A 16,853-nucleotide genomic window follows, 5' to 3' on the forward strand; every position below is an offset into this window, starting at 1 on the left:
CAGCGATCTATCCGATCACTTGAACGCCTCGTCGATGATCTCCTGCTGCTCGACCGCGTGCACCTTGCTCGAACCCGAAGACGGGGCCGACATGGCGCGCCGCGAGATCCGCTTGATGCCGGCAAGCTTGTCCGGGATCAGTTCCGGCAGGGCCAGACCGAACAGCGGCCACGCGCCCTGGTTCGCCGGTTCCTCCTGGACCCAGCGGAACTCGGTCGCGTTGGGGTAGCGGTCGAGGGTCTCGCGCAGACGACGGCTCGGCAGCGGGTAGAGCTGCTCGATCCGAACGATCGCGATGTCCTCGCGATTTTCCTTCTGCTTGCGGGCCAACAGCTCCCAGTACAGCTTGCCGCTGACCAGCAGGACGCGCTTGACCTTGTCGCGCTCGCCGCTGCCGGTCTCGTAGCTCGGCTCCTCGAACACCGAGCGGAACTTGCCGGTGGTGAAGTCCTCGAGCTCGCTGACCGCGGCCTTGTTGCGCAGCATCGACTTCGGGGTGAACACCACGAGCGGACGCCGGATGCCGTCGAGGTGATGGCGCCGCAGCAGGTGGAAGTACGACGCCGGGGTGGACGGCACCGCCACGGTCATCGAGCCCTCCGCGCACAGCTGCAGGAAGCGCTCGATGCGGCCGGAGGTGTGGTCCGGACCCTGGCCCTCGTGGCCGTGCGGCAGCAGCAGCACGACGTCGGAGAGCTGGCCCCACTTGGCCTCACCCGAGGAGATGAACTCGTCGATGATGGTCTGCGCGCCGTTGACGAAATCGCCGAACTGCGCTTCCCACAGCACCAACGCGTCGGGGTTGCCCACCGAGTAGCCGTACTCGAAGCCCAGGCCCGCGTACTCGGTCAGGGCCGAGTCGTAGACCATGTACTTGCCGCCGTTGTCGGCGTCGGCCGCGATCTGGGCGATCGGGTTGTACTCGTCGCCGGTCTTGCGGTCGATCAGCACCGAGTGCCGCTGGGTGAACGTGCCGCGACGCGAGTCCTGGCCGGCCAGACGCACCAGGGCGCCCTGCTCGACCAGCGAACCGAACGCGAGCAGCTCGGCGAACGCCCAGTCGATCTTGCCGTCGCGGGACATCTCGTGCCGCTTCTCGATGACCGGCTTGACGCGCGGGTGCACGGTGAAGCCCTCGGGCACGTTGACGAAGGCGTCGCCGATGCGGGCGAGGGTGTCCTTGTCGACCGAGGTCTGCAGGCGGGCAGGCGGGGTCTGGTCCAGCTCGACCGACTCGGACGGCTCCGGCTTGAACTTCTCGAGCTCGCGGACCTCGTTGAACACCCGCTCCAGCTGGCCCTGGTAGTCACGCAGGGCGTCTTCCGCTTCCTTGAGCGAGATGTCGCCGCGGCCGATCAGGGCCTCGGTGTAGCTCTTGCGGACGCTGCGCTTGGTGTCGATCAGGTCGTACATCGCCGGCTGCGTCATCGACGGGTCGTCGCCCTCGTTGTGACCGCGGCGGCGGTAGCAGATCATGTCGATGACGACGTCCTTGCCGAACTTCTCGCGGTAGTCCACCGCCAGCTGCGCGACCCAGACACAGGCCTCGGGGTCGTCGCCGTTGACGTGGAAGACCGGCGCCGCAATCATCTTCGCGACGTCGGTGCAGTACTCCGACGAACGCGAGTGCTCCGGGGCGGTGGTGAAACCGACCTGGTTGTTGACCACGATGTGCACGGTGCCGCCGGTGCGGTAGCCGCGCAGCAGCGACAGGTTGAGCGTCTCCGCCACGACACCCTGGCCGGCGAACGCCGCGTCGCCGTGCAGCATCAGCGGCAGCACGGTGAACCCGTCCTGACCCTTGTCGAGGATGTCCTGCTTGGCGCGGACCAGGCCCTCGAGCACCGGGTCGACCGCCTCGAGGTGCGAGGGGTTCGCGGTGAGCGAGACCTTGATGTCGTTGTCGCCGAACATCTGGATGTAGTTGCCCTCGGCGCCGAGGTGGTACTTCACGTCGCCGGAGCCGTGCGCGGCCGCCGGGTTCATGTTGCCCTCGAACTCGGTGAAGATCTTCGAGTACGGCTTGCCGACGATGTTCGCGAGCACGTTGAGGCGGCCGCGGTGCGGCATGCCGATGACGACCTCGTCGAGGCCGTGCTCGGCGCTCTGGTCGATGACCGCGTCCATCATCGGGATGACGGACTCGGCGCCCTCGAGCGAGAACCGCTTCTGGCCGACGTACTTGGTCTGCAGGAAGGTCTCGAACGCCTCGGCGGCGTTGAGCTTGCTCAGGATGTACTTCTGCTGCGCGACCGTGGGCTTGACGTGCTTGGCCTCGACCCGGTCCTGGAGCCACCGCATCTGCTCGGGATCGAGGATGTGGGTGTACTCGACGCCGATGTGCCGGCAGTACGCGTCGCGCAGGATCGACAGCACGTCGCGCAGCTTCATCCGGGTCTTGCCGTTGAACCCGCCGACGTTGAACTCGCGGTCGAGGTCCCACAGCGTCAGGTCGTGCGTGGTGACGTCGAGGTCCGGGTGGCTGCGGAACTTGTCCTTGACGAACTGGAGCGGATCGGTGTCCGCCATCAGGTGGCCGCGGCTGCGGTAGGCCGCGATCAGCTCGAGCACCCGGGTGCTCTTGTCGACGGCGCCCTCCGGCACGTCCTTGCGCCAGCGGACCGGCTCGTACGGGATGTGCAGCGCGTGGAAGATCTCGTCGTAGAACTCGTCGCTGATCAGCAGGTTGTGGATCGTGCGCAGGAAATCGCCGGACTCGGCGCCCTGGATGATCCGATGATCGTAGGTCGAGGTCAGGGTCATCAGCTTGCCGACGCCCATGTCCGCGATGCGCTCGTCGCTCGCGCCCTGGAACTCGGCGGGGTACTCCATCGCGCCCGCACCGATGATGGCGCCTTGGCCCTGCATCAGGCGCGGCACCGAGTGCACGGTGCCGATGCCGCCGGGGTTGGTCAGCGAGATGGTGACGCCGGAGAAGTCCTCGGCGGTCAGCTTGCCCTCACGAGCACGGCGGACGATGTCCTCGTACGCGGTGTAGAACTGCACGAAGTTCATCGACTCCGTGCCCTTGATGGCGGCGACGACCAGCGAGCGGCTGCCGTCCTTGCCGGGCAGGTCGATCGCCAGACCGAGGTTGGTCTGGGCGGGCGTGACCACGTTCGGCTTGCCGTCGATCTCGGCGAAGTGCCGATTCATGTTCGGGAACGCGTTGACGGCCTGCACGATCGCGTACCCGAGCAGGTGGGTGAACGAGACCTTGCCGCCGCGGGTCCGCGCGAGGTGGTTGTTGACGACGATGCGGTTGTCGAACATCAACTTCGCGGGGATGGCGCGAACACTGGTCGCGGTGGGGATCGCGAGGGAGGCCGACATGTTCCGCGCGACGGCAGCGGCCGCGCCACGGAGCACCTTGGAGTCGTTCTCGGTCACGGCCGGCGCGGGCTTCGCAGCGGCGGCATGCTTGGCTGCGGGAGCCGGCGCGGGTGCGGGCGCCGGAGTCGGCGGTGCGACGGCCGGGGCCGGCGCGGGCGCCGGAGCTGCGGGCGCGGCGGCCACCTGCGGTGCGGCAGGGGCAGCGGCGGTGCCGTTGGTGGGGGCGGTTGCGGTGGTCGACGCGGTGGCGGTCACGGGGATCTGCCCGTTCGTGCCAGTCGCGTCCGGCTTGTAGTCGGTGAGAAACTCGTGCCAGCTCGCGTCTACGGATGTGGGATCATCCTGGAAGCGCTGGTACATCTCGTCGACAAGCCACTGGTTCTGTCCGAATTGTGACGTAGAACTGCTGCTCACGGCAGGTGTTCGCCTCGTTTCTCTCTTGGTCCCCGATCGGCGCTTGTACACCCGAGGCTAGACCCCCCCAGTGACCGACGTGCAGCGGGCGCGCATCGAGTGAGCTGCGTCACGCCGACCTTTTCGCATCTCACTAATCGATGACAGCAGTGGCGGCCAATTTATTCCCCGACCGGCTCTGTGCCGCGGCCCACAACCGCTCGTACGAACCGCCCGAATGGCGTAATTCGGCGTGCGTGCCGCACTCGACGATGGTCCCCCCGTCGATCACCACGACGAGGTCTGATCGTGCGGCGGTCGCCAGCCTGTGCGCCACCACGACGGCGGTGCGGGTGCGGGTCAGCAGACGGCTCGCCTCGAGCACGGTGCGCTCGGTTGCCGGGTCGAGGGTCGCGGTGGCCTCGTCGAGCAGCAACAGGTCCGGGTCGACCAGTTCGGCTCGGGCCAGAGCGATGAGCTGCCGCTGCCCGGCGGACAGTCCCTGCCCGCGCTCGCCGATCGGCGCGAACATGCCGCCGCGAAGGTCGGCGATCGTGCCGAGCGCACCCACCGCCCGCGCCGCCGCGACGATCTCGGCCCGGGTCGCGTCGGGCCTGCCGTAGGCGATGTTGCCGGCCACGTCGCCGGAGAAGAGGTGCGCCTCCTGCGGGACCACGCCCAGCCGGGCCCGGTAGCGGTGCAGCGGATAGCCGCGGAGGTCGGTCCCGTCCACGCGCACCGAGCCGTCGGTGGGGTCGTAGAAACGGGCGAGCAGTTTGACGACGGTCGACTTGCCCGCGCCGGTCCGGCCCACCAGCGCCACCGTCGTACCGGCCGGGATCCGCAGGTCGACCCCGCGCAGCGCGTCGGTGTCGGCGCCGCGGTACCGGAAGGTCACGTCGTCGAACGCGACGTCGCCGCGCAGGTGCCCGGTCAGCGGAACGGTGTCGGACTGGGTGGCGGTCTCGATAGAGCTCGGGGTCCGCAGCAGGTCCCCGATCCGCCGCAGCCCGACGGAGGCCTGCTGGTAGCCGTCGAAGACCTGCGAGAGCTGCTGGATCGGACCGAACAGCAGGCCGAGGTAGAGGACGAACGCGACGAGGACGCCGGCGGTGGTCTCGCCGTGGGCGACGCGGGTCGCACCGACGAGGACCACCGCGGCCAGCGCCAGGTCCGAGAGGAGGGTGATGAAGGGGAAGAAGACGGAGATGGCGCGTTGTGACCGCATCCGGCTGCGCCGGTAGCTGTCCGCGCGCTCGGCGAAGCGTTCGGCCGCGAAGTCCTCTCGCCGGTAGGCCTGCGCCGCTCGCAGCCCGGCGATGTTCTCCTGGAAGTCGGCGTTGACGATCGAGATCCGTTCGCGCGAGACCGAGTACGCGACGGACGACACCTTGCGGAAGATCAGTGTGGCCACCAGCAGCGGTGGCACCGCGGCCAGCGCGACCAGCGCGAGCACCGCGTCGGTGACCAACAGGGCGACCGAGATGCCGACCACGGTGAGCACGCTGACCACCGCGGTGGACAGTCCGGTCTGCAGAAACGACGAGAGGGCGTCGACGTCGGTGGTCATCCGGGTCATGATCCGGCCCGACAATTCGCGCTCGTAGTAGTCGAGGCCGAGGCGTTGCAGGTGGGCGTAGCTGCGCACGCGCAGCCCGTACAGCACCCTCTCGCCCGCCCGCGCGGTGATCACCGTCATGACCGCGACCACCAGCCAGTCTGCTGCGACCAGCAGGGTGCCCGCCGCCGTCGCCCACCACAGCATGGACGGTTGGTCCGGTGCGACGCCCCGGTCCAGCGCGAACCGGACGATGGAGGGGAACAGCACGCCCGCGAGAGAGTCCAGCGCCAGGCACGCCACCACCGCGGTGAGGATCCACCGGACCGGCCGCAGCAGCGTCGCGAGCCGGAATCCCGGGTCGGGCCGGACCAGCTCGGCGTCGTCCATGGCGGGCTGCTCGGTGGCCGGTGGCAGCGCATCGACCGCCGCCCGGAGTTCCGGGGTGGCGGCCACGTCGCCGAGCGCGCCCGCGACCGGACCACCGCCACGACCGCCGCCCGGCGCACCGGCGGTGTGGGTGGTACCGCCCGCGGTGACCGAGTCGGAGACCGTCGCGTCGTACGCCGAACCCGGCACGGTGTCCGGCCAGAGGCGGGCCTCGGACGGTTCGGGCCGGTCGGGCAGCGGCGCCGGAACGCCGGTCTCGGTCCCGTCCGAATCTGGGTCGGGGTCGGCCAGCAGCTCGCGGAACAGCGGGCAGCGCTCGTCGAGTTCGGCGACGGTCCCGGTGTCGACGACCCTGCCGTCGTCGAGGACGGCGACCCGGTCGGCGAGCGTCAGGGTCGAGCGCCGGTGCGCGAGGATCAGGGTGGTGCGGTCGCGCCGGCACCGGAGGGTGTCGAAGATCGCCGCCTCGGTCTCGGCGTCGACCGCGGAGGTCGCGTCGTCGAGGATGAGCAGTCGCGGGTCGACCAGCAGGGCGCGGGCGAGCGCGACGCGCTGGCGTTGCCCGCCGGACAGGGTGAGCCCGCGTTCCCCGACCACGGTGTCGTAGCCCTCGGACAGCGCCTCGATGAACTCGTCGGCCTGCGCCATCCGCGCGGCGGCGCGGATCTCCTCGGCGCTGGCGCCGGGGCGGCCGAGCGCGATGTTCGCCGAGACGGTGTCGGAGAACAGGAACGGTTCGTCGAAGGCGAGTCCGACCGCCTCGCGCAGTTGCTCGGCGCGCAGCGACGCGACGTCGAATGCCGTGCCGTCCACGGTGAGGCCGATGGTGCCGGCGCTGGGTGCATAGAAGCGGGGGAGCAGCAGCGACAGCGCGGTCTTGCCGGATCCGGCGCGACCCACGATCGCGACCGTCTCGCCCGGCGCGAGGTCGAGATCGAGCCCGCGCAGGACGTCACGGTCGGGCTCGAACCCGAACGTGACCCCGCGCAGCCGCACCCCGATCGGTCCGGCGGGCAGCGTGACCGGATGCGGCGGGTCGGCGACGGCGGGCTCGGTGTCGATGACCTCGTAGACGCGCTCGACCGCCGCCCGCGACAACTGCGCCATGATGACCACCGAGGACAGCAGCCGGGCCACGTTGGACATGGTGGCGACGTAGGTGGCGAAGGCCAGGAAGGTACCGACGGTGATCGCACCGTTCAGCGTGAGGACGCCGCCGAGGGCGATCACCGCCACCAGGCCGAGCTGCGGTAGCGCGGCCATGGTCGGGGCGAACCTGGCGTTGATCCGGGCCGCCCGCAGCCGCTGCGCGTAGAGGGTCTTCCCGAGGTCCTCCAGTCGCTCGACCGCCCGGGCCTCCTGGCCGAATCCCTTGACCACCCGCACCCCGGTCACCGTCTCCTCGACGTGCTGGGCGAGGTCGGCCGCGCACTGCTGGGCGGACCAGGTGGCGGCGAACAGCGTCGGTCGGATCCGCCACACCACCAGCGTGACCGCGGGGACGACGAGCAGCGCGACCACGGTCAGCAGCGGCGACAGCCACGCCATCACCACGATGGCGAGCACGAACTGGATCAGCGCCCCCGCCGACAACGGCACCATCGCGAGCAGGCCCTGCACGAGTTGCAGGTCGGTGATCGAGCGGGAGACCACCTGCCCGGTCCGGATCTGGTCCTGGCCGACCCCGTCGAGGCGCTGCAGCGAGGCGAGCAGGCCGAGTCGCAGGTCGTGCTGGACGTCGAGGGAGAGTCGGCCGGCAAGCATCCGGCGGCCGAACTGGCAGCCGAACCGCACCACCGCCAGCGCGGCGATGGCCGCCGCGACGGCCACGATCACGTCGGTGGCACCGGTGCTCGCGTCGTCGACCGCGATCCGGGTCAGCAGCGGGAAGGTGATGTCGATGACCGCGGCGATCAGGGTCACCGCTAGCGCGCCGACGGCGACGGACCGGTGTGCCAAGCATTCGGCGGTCAGGCGCCGAATCCAGCCGGGGTGACTCGTGGTGGTGGGCATCGCAATCCACGTTAACCTCGCACCCCGACAGTGGTGGGCGGGGGACGTTCGACTCTAGGTGACGTCGCGGCTTCGGGTCGTCCACCAGCCGAGGCCGGCGGCGAGCGCGGCCCAACCGATCAGAGCCGCCGCGGCCGACAGCCACGGCGCAAAGCCGTCGATGCCGGCGGCGGAGTCGGCGGCGATCGTGGCCCAGGTGGCGGCGCCCGGCAGCCATTGCGGCAACGACTGTGCGCCGAGCCCGAAGAGGATGGCGGTCACGATCAGCTCGCCCATCGGGTACCAGACGACGAGGGCGATCGCGGCGCCGATCGACGAGCGCAGCAGCAGGCCGAGCCCAGCTCCGATCAGTGACCATGCGACACCGGCGAGCAGGCCCGCGCCCAGCATCGCGAGCACACTCCCGGTCAGATCGAAGCCGTCGCCCGCGAACGCGACCATGCAGGCGACGGCGACGATCTCGACCAGCAGGGTGTACGCCGCTCCGAATCCCGCCGTCACGATCAGCTTGGCGGCGACGACACCGTCGCGGCCCCGGGCGGTGAGGAAGGTGGGTGTCAGTGTGCTGTGCCGAAACTCGGTGCCGGCGTTGAGCGCGCCGAACAGGCCGGCGAACAGCACCACGGACGCGACGGAGACGAACAGCCCGACGGAGGCGGCGCCGCTGGACAGGTCGGAGCCGAAGGAGTCGATGCCGTCGGCCATCGCGGCGTAGATGGACGCGGCGAACAGGGCGACGGCCAGCGGGGCCAGGACGAGCGCCCACCAGAACCGGAGGGTGGTCACCTTGCGCAGTTCGCTGGTCAGCAGCGCGGTCATCGGGGACCTCCGAACGGCTCGGTCCCGTACCCGGTGGGCGGAGGACCGTAGTGCTGGGCGGCGTACTGGCCGGCCGTCATGGACAGGAAGACCTGCTCGAGATCGACCGGCTCCGTGGTGGATCCGAAAACGGTCACGCCCGCGGATTCGGCGATCCCGGCGACGACCTGCTCGACGGCGCCGCGCACCGCGAGCCTGCCGTCGGGCAGCACCTGGGCGTCGGTGAATCCCGCGGCGCCGAGGGCCAGGGCCAGACGAGCCGGATCGGATGCCGCGACCAGGACGCGGGCGCTGTGCGTGCGCCGGAGGTCGTCGATCCCACCCTGGTAGACGAGGGTGCCGCGGTTGACGATGACGAGCCGGTCGACCGTCTGTTCCACCTCGCGCAGGATGTGACTCGACACGAGCACGGTGCGACCGGACTCGGCGAAGGCGCGCAGGAAGTCTCGCAGCCAGGCGATCCCCTCGGGGTCGAGGCCGTTCGCGGGCTCGTCGAGGATCAGGATCTGCGGGTCGCCCAACAGCGCCGTGGCGAGCGCCAGGCGTTGACGCATGCCGAGGGAGAAGGTGCCCGCCCGTTGTCGGGCGGCCTGTTCGAGTCCGACCAGGGCGAGGATTTGCCGGGCGCGCTCGTCCGGGACTCCGATCGCGGCCGCGAACACCAGCAGGTGCCCGAGCGCAGTGCGGTTCGGGTGCAGGCTGAGCGAGTCCAGCACCGCGCCGACGGTCCGGCCGGGCTGCGGCAGCGCGGCGAACGGCAGTCCGGCGATCGTCGACCGCCCGGACGTCGGCTCGATCAATCCGAGCAGCATGCGCAGGGTAGTGGTCTTCCCCGAGCCGTTCGGTCCGATGAATCCGGTGATCGAGCCGGTCGGCACCGTGAAGCTCAGGTCCGACACGGCGTGAACCGTGTTGAACTGCTTGCTCAGACCGAACGCCTCGACGGCCGGACCCGCGTTGGCGTCGCTCATGAACTGACCTCCCCTGGCGTACCCGACCGATCGCGCTCACCCTATCGGTCGGGTACGGCAGGGGAGGCTACGTGGACAGTCCGAGTGCGGCGGCCAGGGCGGTCAGGGCAGGGACGGCGTCGCCGTCGGCGGGCAGCACCTGGACCGCCACGTGATCCGCGCCGGCGGCGAGGTGCTCGGTCAGGCGTGCTGCGACGGACCCGGCATCACCGTGCGCGACGAGCGCGTCGATGACACGGTCGCTGCCGCCGTCGCCGAGTTCCTCCTCGCTGAAGCCGAGCCGGAGCAGGTTCGAGACGTAGTTCCGCAGGTGCAGGTACGGGTTCTCCACTGCTGCGCGGCCGATGGTCCGCGCGGACGCGGAGTCCGTGCTCAGGACCACCTTGTGCTCGGGAGCGAGAAGTGTTCCGGCTCCGAGGACTTCACGAGCCCGTCGGGTGTGCTCGGGTGTGGTCAGGTACGGATGGGCGCCAGCGGATCGTTCCGCGGCGAGCCGCAGCATCTTCGGGCCCAGCGCCGCGAGCACTCGCCGGCTCGCGGGCACACCCGCCGCGTCGAGCTCGTCGAGGTAGGACACCACGGCCTCGTAGGGTTTGGCGTAGATCTCGCCGTGCGCCTCGCGGTGGCCGACCCCGACCCCGAGCAGGAACCGTCCCGGATGCCGCGCCTCGAGCCGGTGGAAGGACTCGGCGACTTCGTTCGCGGGCGCCGACCAGACGTTGGTGATGCCGGTCGCGACGGTGAGCGTTTCGGTCGCGTCGAGCGCCTCCTCGGCGATGAGCAGGTCGGCGGGCGGCGAGCCGCCCAGCCACAGCGTGCCGTAGCCGAGCCGCTCGATCGCGCGCAGGTAGTCGGGGGTCAGGCCGTAGGCGTGACGCCATACGCCGATTCGTCCGAGGTCGGGGGTCTGCTCGATTGCAGGCATGGGTCTCCTCGCGTTTGGTGTGATCGGGGTAACCGCGGTCGACTTCGATTCATTCCGGCCGCCGACGGCACCCTTCCGCGGCCGTCGTAGCCTGCAGGGCATGGTGTCGTTCGCGGAAAGTCGTCGATTCCTGGTGCTACGGGCGAGCCTCGCGCTGGCCGTCGCGATGGGCCTCGGCCGATTCGCGTACACGCCGATCCTGCCCCTGATGGAGTCCCAGGCGGGCCTGAGTTCGGAGTCGGCCGCGACGCTGGCGACCGCGAACTATCTCGGGTACCTGGCCGGTGCGGTCGCCGCGATCTTCGCCCATCGGCTCGCCGGAAGCCGGCTCTCGCTCCGACTGTCGCTGATGGTTCTCGTCGGCACGCTGGTCCTGATGACGGCGACGGAGTCGGTCGGCTGGTTGATGGTGCTCCGGTTCGTCGCGGGAGTGGCGAGTGCGGCGATCTTCGTCTTCACCGCTCGGGTCGCGCACCAGGAGGTCGCGTCCGGCGGCGACGGGGTCGGGTGGGTGTTCGGTGGCGTTGGCGGCGGAATCACGTTGTCGGGGTTGGCGATTCTCGCACTGGGCTCCGACGCGGACTGGAGGGTCGGCTGGCTGGTGTCGGCCGGCCTGGCCGCTGTGCTGATACCGGCGGCGTGGACGCTGCCTGCCGGACGGGCGAGCGTGTCCGCGTCGAGCGGCGGCCCGCCCGCTTCCGAGCCGGGAGCCAGGCGGGCGTTCGGCTGGTTGATGGCCGCCTACTTCTGCGAGGGCGTCGGCTACATCGTGTCCGCGACCTTCCTAGTCGCCGCGGTCGCGTCGGTCGGGACGCAACGCTGGCTCGGTGGTGCGGTGTGGATCGCGGTCGGACTGGCCGCGCTGCCGTCGTGCGTGGTGTGGATCAGGCTCTCGCGCAGGCACTCCCGGGCGGCGATGATGACGGTTGCGCTGGCGGTACAGGCGGTCGCCGTCGCTGTGTCGGCGGTGTCGGGTTCGGCGGTGGTGCAGTTGATCGGGGCGCTGTGCTTCGGCGGCACGTTCATGGGGATCGTAATGCTGGCGCTCGGCGAGGGCGCGGCGCTGGTGGGTCCGCGCGCGGCGGCGATCGGCACCGCGGTGTACGGGCTGGGTCAGGTGGTCGGGCCGATGATGGTGGCGCCGCTGCTGGGGCACGGCTACTCGCCGGCACTGGCGGTCGCGGCTGGGGTGCTCGCGCTCGGTGTGGTGTTCATGGTGCCGTTGTTGCGGTCGAGTCGGGAGCCCGTCCTGTCGGGGTCCGGTACTCGCTGATTTCTCAGAACGGCGGCGGGTCCTGTTTCGGTGTCGTCGGTGGTGGCGGTGATCCGCGGCGGCCGGTGACGGCCGGGGCGAGGGTCTCGAGGGTGCGGTTGCCATGGTGGGCGCCGGCCGGGAGGGTGACGGCGCTGGTGCCGTTCGCGGAGGTCCAGAGGAGGGCGTGTCCAGGCAGGGCGGTGACGTCCCAGAGGCCGAGAGTTTTCAGTTGGTGGTGGAACTGGCACAGGCACTGCAGGTTGGCCACGATGGTCCAGCCACCGGACACGGGATCGTGGGCGAGGTACTCGACGATGTGGTCGAGTTGGCACTGGGCGGCGGGCCGAGTGCAGCCGGGAAATCGGCAGTGCTGGTCGCGGGCGCGGACCAGTGCGGACGTGGCGACGTCGGGACGGTAGGTCAGGGCCCCGTCGGGCCGACAGGTGAGACCGCCGTGCCCGTCGGGGTGTTCGCCGAGCGCGAGCGTCGGGTTTGCCGCGATGGCAGCCAGCATCGCTTCGGCCATGGTGCCGACACTTGCCGGTGGCGCACTTGGTGTTTCGGTGCTCGACTCCGAGGTGGGGCTTCCGCCTGGTGGCCCGGCGTCGGGTACGTGGCCGGCTTTGCGCCGACGGCCCTGGGCGAGGAAGGATCGCAGGCGGAATCGTGGAGTCGGCTGTGGGGAGGTCGGCTGCGGTTCTCGGGGTTCGATTGGCCTGCCTGTCTGCTCCGGCGTGCGGGGAAGGTGTGTGCTCGACGGCTCATCGCTGGCAGAATTATCCACTGCCGCAACGTTTCCAAGATCGGTATCTTCTGCGGTCGGTTGGCAGGTACGGGTCTGGGAGTCGGTCTCGGTCTGTTCTTGGTTGTTTGTGAGGCCGAGTTGTTCGGCCAGGTCGAGGGCCTCGGTGAGCATCGCCTGCCAGGTGCCGTCGGCGGCTAGTTGCCGGGCCAGGTCGGGATCGATCAGGCCGTGGCCGTGCAGGTAGGCGGGTTCGGACAGGAGTCCGAGGACGGTTGCGACGTCGATGGTGATCTGGGTCAGTGGGGTGCGCCGCCCGGGAAGTGCTGTGCGTCCGGACTGGTTGCAGTCCTCGCTGCCGCAGGTGCAGGCGAGGTACGGCTCGCCGTGCATGATCGCCATCACCGCGTCGACCATGCGGCACTGCTTGCCGCGCTTGTCCTTGGGGCAGACGGTGGCTGCGAATTCGGTGACCAGTTGCATGAATTGCTGGGCCTCGTCGGGGGAGGTAGTGATCTCGAGGGTGGCGGCGGCGGTGCCCGCGCGGCGTTGAGCGATCCGCCGGCAGTGCGCCTGCTCTTCCTCCCGTTGCTGCGCGGCCTCTTCGGGGGCGTGATGGGTGACCAGTCGCGCGATTTCGGTTGCGAGCGGGCCGGGCGTCAAACTGCGGGCGGCGGTGAGTATCTCGGGTTCGAGCGCGGTGGTGGTGTCGGGGTGCAAACCGGTGGTTTCACGACAAACCGTGCGGACGCGGGCGTAGTCGAGGTCGCCTGCCTGGAAGGCGGCGCGGATCAAGGGCAGTCGAAGGTGTAGGTCGACGCCGGTCGTGGCGTAACTTTCGGCCATCGTCTTCGAGCAGCCGAGGCGCACGGCGATCTCGGTGATCGCGTTGTTGCCGCAGTCGACGATGTCACCGGATCCGAGCTGGGCGTCGCGTTCGATCCAGGACTGCCAGAACCGCCCTGCGGTGAGGACTTTGCATGCGGTGTAGTGGTTTTCGAGGCGAGCGGCGTGGGCGATGTCGATGAGGGTCGTGCCATCGGCGGCGGGGTCCTGAATCCCGACGCGACCGCTCTCCGGATGTTGCACATCCCCCATATCGAACATGTGTTCGAGACTACCTGAAAGGTGTGACAAATTGTGTGGATTGAGGATCTTCGAGATCGTGACGTGAGCATCAAGTCGCCGTCCAGTGCTGGGCGAACCCGCGCGTGTACCGCATATGTGCGGCCGCGGACGCCCCCGAGTCGGGGCGTCCGCGGCCTGCGAACTACCTGCCGAGCATCGCGTTCATCTGCGCGATCTCGGCCTGCTGGCCGGCGATGATCTTGCCGGCGAGGTCCCGCACCTGCTCGCTCTGGCCGTCGGCCTGGATCTGCTTCGAGGAGTCGACTGCGCCCCGATGGTGCGCGATCATCATCTCCAGCCAGGCGCGGTCGAAGTCCGCTCCCGTGGTCTTCTCCAGCTGCGACATCTGGTCGGCGGACATCATGCCGCCCATGTCGCCGCTCATGCCGTGCGCGGAGTGATCCATGCCGGCGGGCATCGTCGGCACGCCCCACTCGGTCAGCCAGCCGGACATCTGCTCGATCTCCGGGTCCTGGGCGGCCTTGATCTGGCTCGCCAGGGCGAGCAGCTGAGCGTTCTGGGTGCGGCCTTCGGCGAGCGCTGCCATCTCCACCGCCTGCTGGTGATGCGGGATCATCATCTGCACCCACGCGACGTCGGCCGCGTTGTGGTCGGCGGCGGATGCGGGAGCCGACATGCCTTGGGACATCGGCATGGACTCCATCGAATGACCGGAGCCCGAGTCGTTGTTCGAGCAGCCCGCGACGAGGGCAGCCGCGGCCGCCGCGGCGGCAATCAGTCCGGCGGTCTTGGTTCGCGTGTTCATTTTCGTTCCTTGTTCTTTCGCTGTGCATGAGGGGTTGGGTCCGGCTGCGTACGCGCGCAGTGGACCTGTCACACCCGCAGAATGCTCAGGAGCGCAAGGCGATTCGAGGTCGCGCGGGCGAACGGTGGTCCGCGGCCCGAACCTGCGGTGACGCGGCGCAGCACGCCGGCCCGTGTGGCGGCATCGGGTGCGAGTCCGAGCAGCACCAGCGTGAGTAGTAGCAGCGTGCCTGCGAGCAGGATCGCGAGGCAGGCGTTGAGCATGTGGTGATCGCCCGCGTGACCGGCTGGTGTGTGGTCGCCGGTCGTGATGTCGGCGACCATGGCGACGGGATGTTCGGCGGACATCGCGGCCGGCGCCGCGGATGCCGCCACGTGATGCATCGCCAGAATTCCGAGGACCACCGCGACGAGCAGGACCGCGCGCGCGAGCCCGGCTCGGCGAGTGGTGGGGCGGCGATCCATGGCAACCACCATACCCCCGGGGGGTCAGGGGGTGAGGGCGTGCTGCCAGTGCGCGGGTAACGGCCCGAACGCGTCTCTGGCGTTGTTCACCACGCCCTTGCCGATGGTTCGGTTGCCCACCCCGCCGATCGCCGCGCCGATCCCGGCCGGGACCAGTTTGCCCAGGATCAGTGCGCTGCGACGCGCGGCGTACTTGGTCACGAACTTGCGCAGCAGGGTCTGATTCATCCCGGTCATCGTGGACGCGGGGAGCCGGTTGGTGATGAGCGAGCCCCAGTTCTTGGTGGTCGCACCCACCGCCTTCTCCACGATCTCCATCCCCGAGGCGCCGAGCGCCACCGCGAGCACCAGGGCGCGGCGCTGCTCGTGCCGATCGACCGGGATGCCGTGCACCGAGGCGATCGCGAGGGTGAGCAGGGCAGAGGCCTCCAGGAAGAAGACGGTTTCGGCGCCGACCGCCGCGATCGACCCGACCGTGCCGATGCCGGGAACCGCCGCGGCGGCCCCGACCGCACCGCCGCTGCCCGTCACCGCGGCCAGGAACATGCGTTCCATCCGCTCGACGATCTGCTGCGGGCTCTCGTCCGGATGCGCACGCCGGACCCGCTCGACGTACTTGTGCACCGCAGGACCCTGCAGTTTGGCGCCGTTGTCCAGCAACGACACGATGACCTGCTCGATGCGCCCCAGCGTGTCCGCCATCGAACCTCCCCTTCGTCGCGACCGCACCGTCTGCGGCCGAACTCCCTACCAACGGTCGAGTGTCCCGGCTTTGTTCCGCCGGTCACGACAAGGGTTCCTGGATGCGACGCGGATCACTGCCTACGCTTGACCCGTTGCCGGTGTGTGCCGAGGAACTGTTCACCTTCGTGCACGACGACCGGCAGGCCGAAAGTGCACTGTCGGAGGTATGACCGTTCAGCGTAATTCGACGCAGACCAAGACCGTCGTCTGGCTCCCGCGGATTCACGGTCCGTGACCCGCAGGGCGTGATCTGGAGCTTCGGGACCTACGCGGGGGAGTGAACCGGTACCCAGTCCGCCGCCGGCACCGCCTCGGCGGGCTTCGGTGGCGGGGGCGGGGTGCCGTCGCCGAACGGCCTGCCGCCCAACGACTCCCGGCCGTGAGGGGTCAGCCAGTTCGCCAGGTCCGGGCCGTTGGGCACGATCCGGGTCGGGTTGATGTCGGTGTGCACCACGTAGTAGTGCTGCTTGATCTGCGTGAAGTCGACGGTGTCGCCGAAGCCGGGCGTCTGGAACAGGTCGCGGGCGTACGCCCAGAGGACCGGCATCTCGCTGAGCTTGCTGCGGTTGCACTTGAAGTGCCCGTGGTAAACGGGATCGAACCGGGCCAGCGTGGTGAACAGTCGGACGTCGGCCTCGGTGATGGTGTCGCCCACCAGGTATCGCTGGCCGGACAGTCGGTCGGTCAGCCAGTCCAGCCGGGCGAACAGGCGGTCGTACGCGGCGTCGTAGGCCTCCTGGGAGCCGGCGAAACCGCAGCGGTACACGCCGTTGTTGACGTCGCGGAAGATCAGGTCGGCCACCTCGTCGATCTCCGAGCGAAGGTGCTCCGGGTACAGCTTCGGTGCGCCCTCGCGGTGGTACTGCGTCCATTCGGTGGACAGGTCGAGGGTGATCTGCGGGTAGTTGTTGGTCACGACCCGGCCGGTCGGGACGTCGACGATCGCGGGCACGGTGATGCCGCGGGGGTAGTCGGGGACGCGGGCGAAGTAGGCGTCCTGAAGTCGGGGGATCTTCAACACCGGGTCGACCCCGCCGGGATCGAGGTCGAAGGTCCAGCTCCGCTTGTCGTGGGTGGGCCCGCACATCCCCATGGAGAGAACGTCTTCGAGGCCGAGCAGTCGCCGGACGATGATCGCTCGGTTCGCCCACGGGCAGGCGCGGGCGACGACCAGCCGGTACCGGCCCGGCTCGACGGGGTAGCCGTCCCGGCCGTCCGCGGTGATCCGCGACTCGATGTAGCGGGTGTCGCGGGTGAACTCCTTGCCCGACTCGACGTACGCGCCGGTGGTGCTGTTCTCTTCGGTCACGCGTTCACGGTAGTGCGCGCCCGGCGCGACCCGCGCGATGTCG

At 69.7% G+C, this 16,853-nt stretch carries 11 protein-coding genes; 1 reads left to right on the forward strand and 10 read right to left on the reverse strand.

Annotation, left to right across the window (positions count from 1 at the left end; genetic code table 11):
- Positions 1-15: 15 nt before the first annotated feature.
- From ACFVH2_RS08260 to ACFVH2_RS08280, 5 genes are all read right to left on the reverse strand, one after another.
- A complete protein-coding gene (locus tag ACFVH2_RS08260) occupies positions 16-3,747 on the reverse strand; it encodes a multifunctional oxoglutarate decarboxylase/oxoglutarate dehydrogenase thiamine pyrophosphate-binding subunit/dihydrolipoyllysine-residue succinyltransferase subunit (protein WP_378420014.1) in 3,732 nt (1,243 codons plus the stop codon).
- A 133-nt stretch (positions 3,748-3,880) separates the two neighbouring features.
- Entirely contained in the window at positions 3,881-7,687 is a 3,807-nt protein-coding gene (locus ACFVH2_RS08265) for an ABC transporter ATP-binding protein (protein ID WP_378420013.1), read from the reverse strand.
- 54 nt (positions 7,688-7,741) lie between these two features.
- A complete protein-coding gene (locus tag ACFVH2_RS08270) occupies positions 7,742-8,506 on the reverse strand; it encodes an ABC transporter permease (RefSeq protein ID WP_378420012.1) in 765 nt (254 codons plus the stop codon).
- Positions 8,503-9,477: an ABC transporter ATP-binding protein gene (locus ACFVH2_RS08275; RefSeq protein ID WP_378420011.1), complete on the reverse strand. Its 975-nt coding sequence runs from the start codon at positions 9,475-9,477 to the stop codon at positions 8,503-8,505. The genes ACFVH2_RS08270 and ACFVH2_RS08275 overlap by 4 nt, the downstream gene beginning before the upstream one ends.
- 67 nt (positions 9,478-9,544) lie before the next feature.
- Complete coding sequence (locus ACFVH2_RS08280) at positions 9,545-10,402, reverse strand: LLM class F420-dependent oxidoreductase (protein ID WP_378420010.1); 858 nt, start codon at positions 10,400-10,402, stop codon at positions 9,545-9,547.
- A gap of 100 nt (positions 10,403-10,502) precedes the next feature.
- On the opposite strand from ACFVH2_RS08280, the gene ACFVH2_RS08285 reads away from it, so the two are divergent.
- Positions 10,503-11,675 carry a YbfB/YjiJ family MFS transporter gene (locus tag ACFVH2_RS08285; RefSeq protein ID WP_378420009.1) on the forward strand — a complete coding sequence of 391 codons (1,173 nt, stop codon included), beginning with the start codon at positions 10,503-10,505 and terminating at the stop codon, positions 11,673-11,675.
- 4 nt (positions 11,676-11,679) lie between these two features.
- Here ACFVH2_RS08285 and ACFVH2_RS08290 read toward each other — a convergent pair whose 3' ends face one another.
- The 5 genes from ACFVH2_RS08290 to ACFVH2_RS08310 form a co-directional block, all read right to left on the reverse strand.
- Positions 11,680-13,506 carry a DUF222 domain-containing protein gene (locus tag ACFVH2_RS08290; RefSeq protein ID WP_378420008.1) on the reverse strand — a complete coding sequence of 609 codons (1,827 nt, stop codon included), beginning with the start codon at positions 13,504-13,506 and terminating at the stop codon, positions 11,680-11,682.
- A gap of 163 nt (positions 13,507-13,669) precedes the next feature.
- On the reverse strand, positions 13,670-14,293 hold the full coding sequence (locus ACFVH2_RS08295; RefSeq protein ID WP_378420007.1) for a DUF305 domain-containing protein: 624 nt from the start codon (positions 14,291-14,293) through the stop codon (positions 13,670-13,672).
- A 68-nt stretch (positions 14,294-14,361) separates the two neighbouring features.
- On the reverse strand, positions 14,362-14,757 hold the full coding sequence (locus ACFVH2_RS08300) for a DUF6153 family protein (protein WP_378420006.1): 396 nt from the start codon (positions 14,755-14,757) through the stop codon (positions 14,362-14,364).
- A 24-nt stretch (positions 14,758-14,781) separates the two neighbouring features.
- Positions 14,782-15,459 carry a hypothetical protein gene (locus ACFVH2_RS08305; protein WP_378420005.1) on the reverse strand — a complete coding sequence of 226 codons (678 nt, stop codon included), beginning with the start codon at positions 15,457-15,459 and terminating at the stop codon, positions 14,782-14,784.
- A 307-nt stretch (positions 15,460-15,766) separates the two neighbouring features.
- Positions 15,767-16,810 (reverse strand): glutathione S-transferase family protein, encoded by a 1,044-nt coding sequence (locus tag ACFVH2_RS08310; RefSeq protein WP_378420004.1) that lies wholly within the window; start codon positions 16,808-16,810, stop codon positions 15,767-15,769.
- Positions 16,811-16,853: the final 43 nt, after the last annotated feature.

Source organism: Rhodococcus sp. NPDC127527, from assembly GCF_042672245.1.
GTDB lineage: Bacteria > Actinomycetota > Actinomycetes > Mycobacteriales > Mycobacteriaceae > Rhodococcus_G.

What these genes read in the sequence shown, in the direction of transcription:
- ACFVH2_RS08265 (WP_378420013.1), bottom strand. Translation starts at nt 7,687, where the DNA reads ATGCCCACCACCACGAGTCACCCCGGCTGGATTCGGCGCCTGACCGCC.
- ACFVH2_RS08270 (WP_378420012.1), bottom strand. Translation starts at nt 8,506, where the DNA reads ATGACCGCGCTGCTGACCAGCGAACTGCGCAAGGTGACCACCCTCCGG.
- ACFVH2_RS08275 (WP_378420011.1), bottom strand. Translation starts at nt 9,477, where the DNA reads ATGAGCGACGCCAACGCGGGTCCGGCCGTCGAGGCGTTCGGTCTGAGC.
- ACFVH2_RS08280 (WP_378420010.1), bottom strand. Translation starts at nt 10,402, where the DNA reads ATGCCTGCAATCGAGCAGACCCCCGACCTCGGACGAATCGGCGTATGG.
- ACFVH2_RS08285 (WP_378420009.1), top strand. Translation starts at nt 10,503, where the DNA reads ATGGTGTCGTTCGCGGAAAGTCGTCGATTCCTGGTGCTACGGGCGAGC.
- ACFVH2_RS08290 (WP_378420008.1), bottom strand. Translation starts at nt 13,506, where the DNA reads ATGTTCGATATGGGGGATGTGCAACATCCGGAGAGCGGTCGCGTCGGG.
- ACFVH2_RS08295 (WP_378420007.1), bottom strand. Translation starts at nt 14,293, where the DNA reads ATGAACACGCGAACCAAGACCGCCGGACTGATTGCCGCCGCGGCGGCC.
- ACFVH2_RS08300 (WP_378420006.1), bottom strand. Translation starts at nt 14,757, where the DNA reads ATGGATCGCCGCCCCACCACTCGCCGAGCCGGGCTCGCGCGCGCGGTC.
- ACFVH2_RS08305 (WP_378420005.1), bottom strand. Translation starts at nt 15,459, where the DNA reads ATGGCGGACACGCTGGGGCGCATCGAGCAGGTCATCGTGTCGTTGCTG.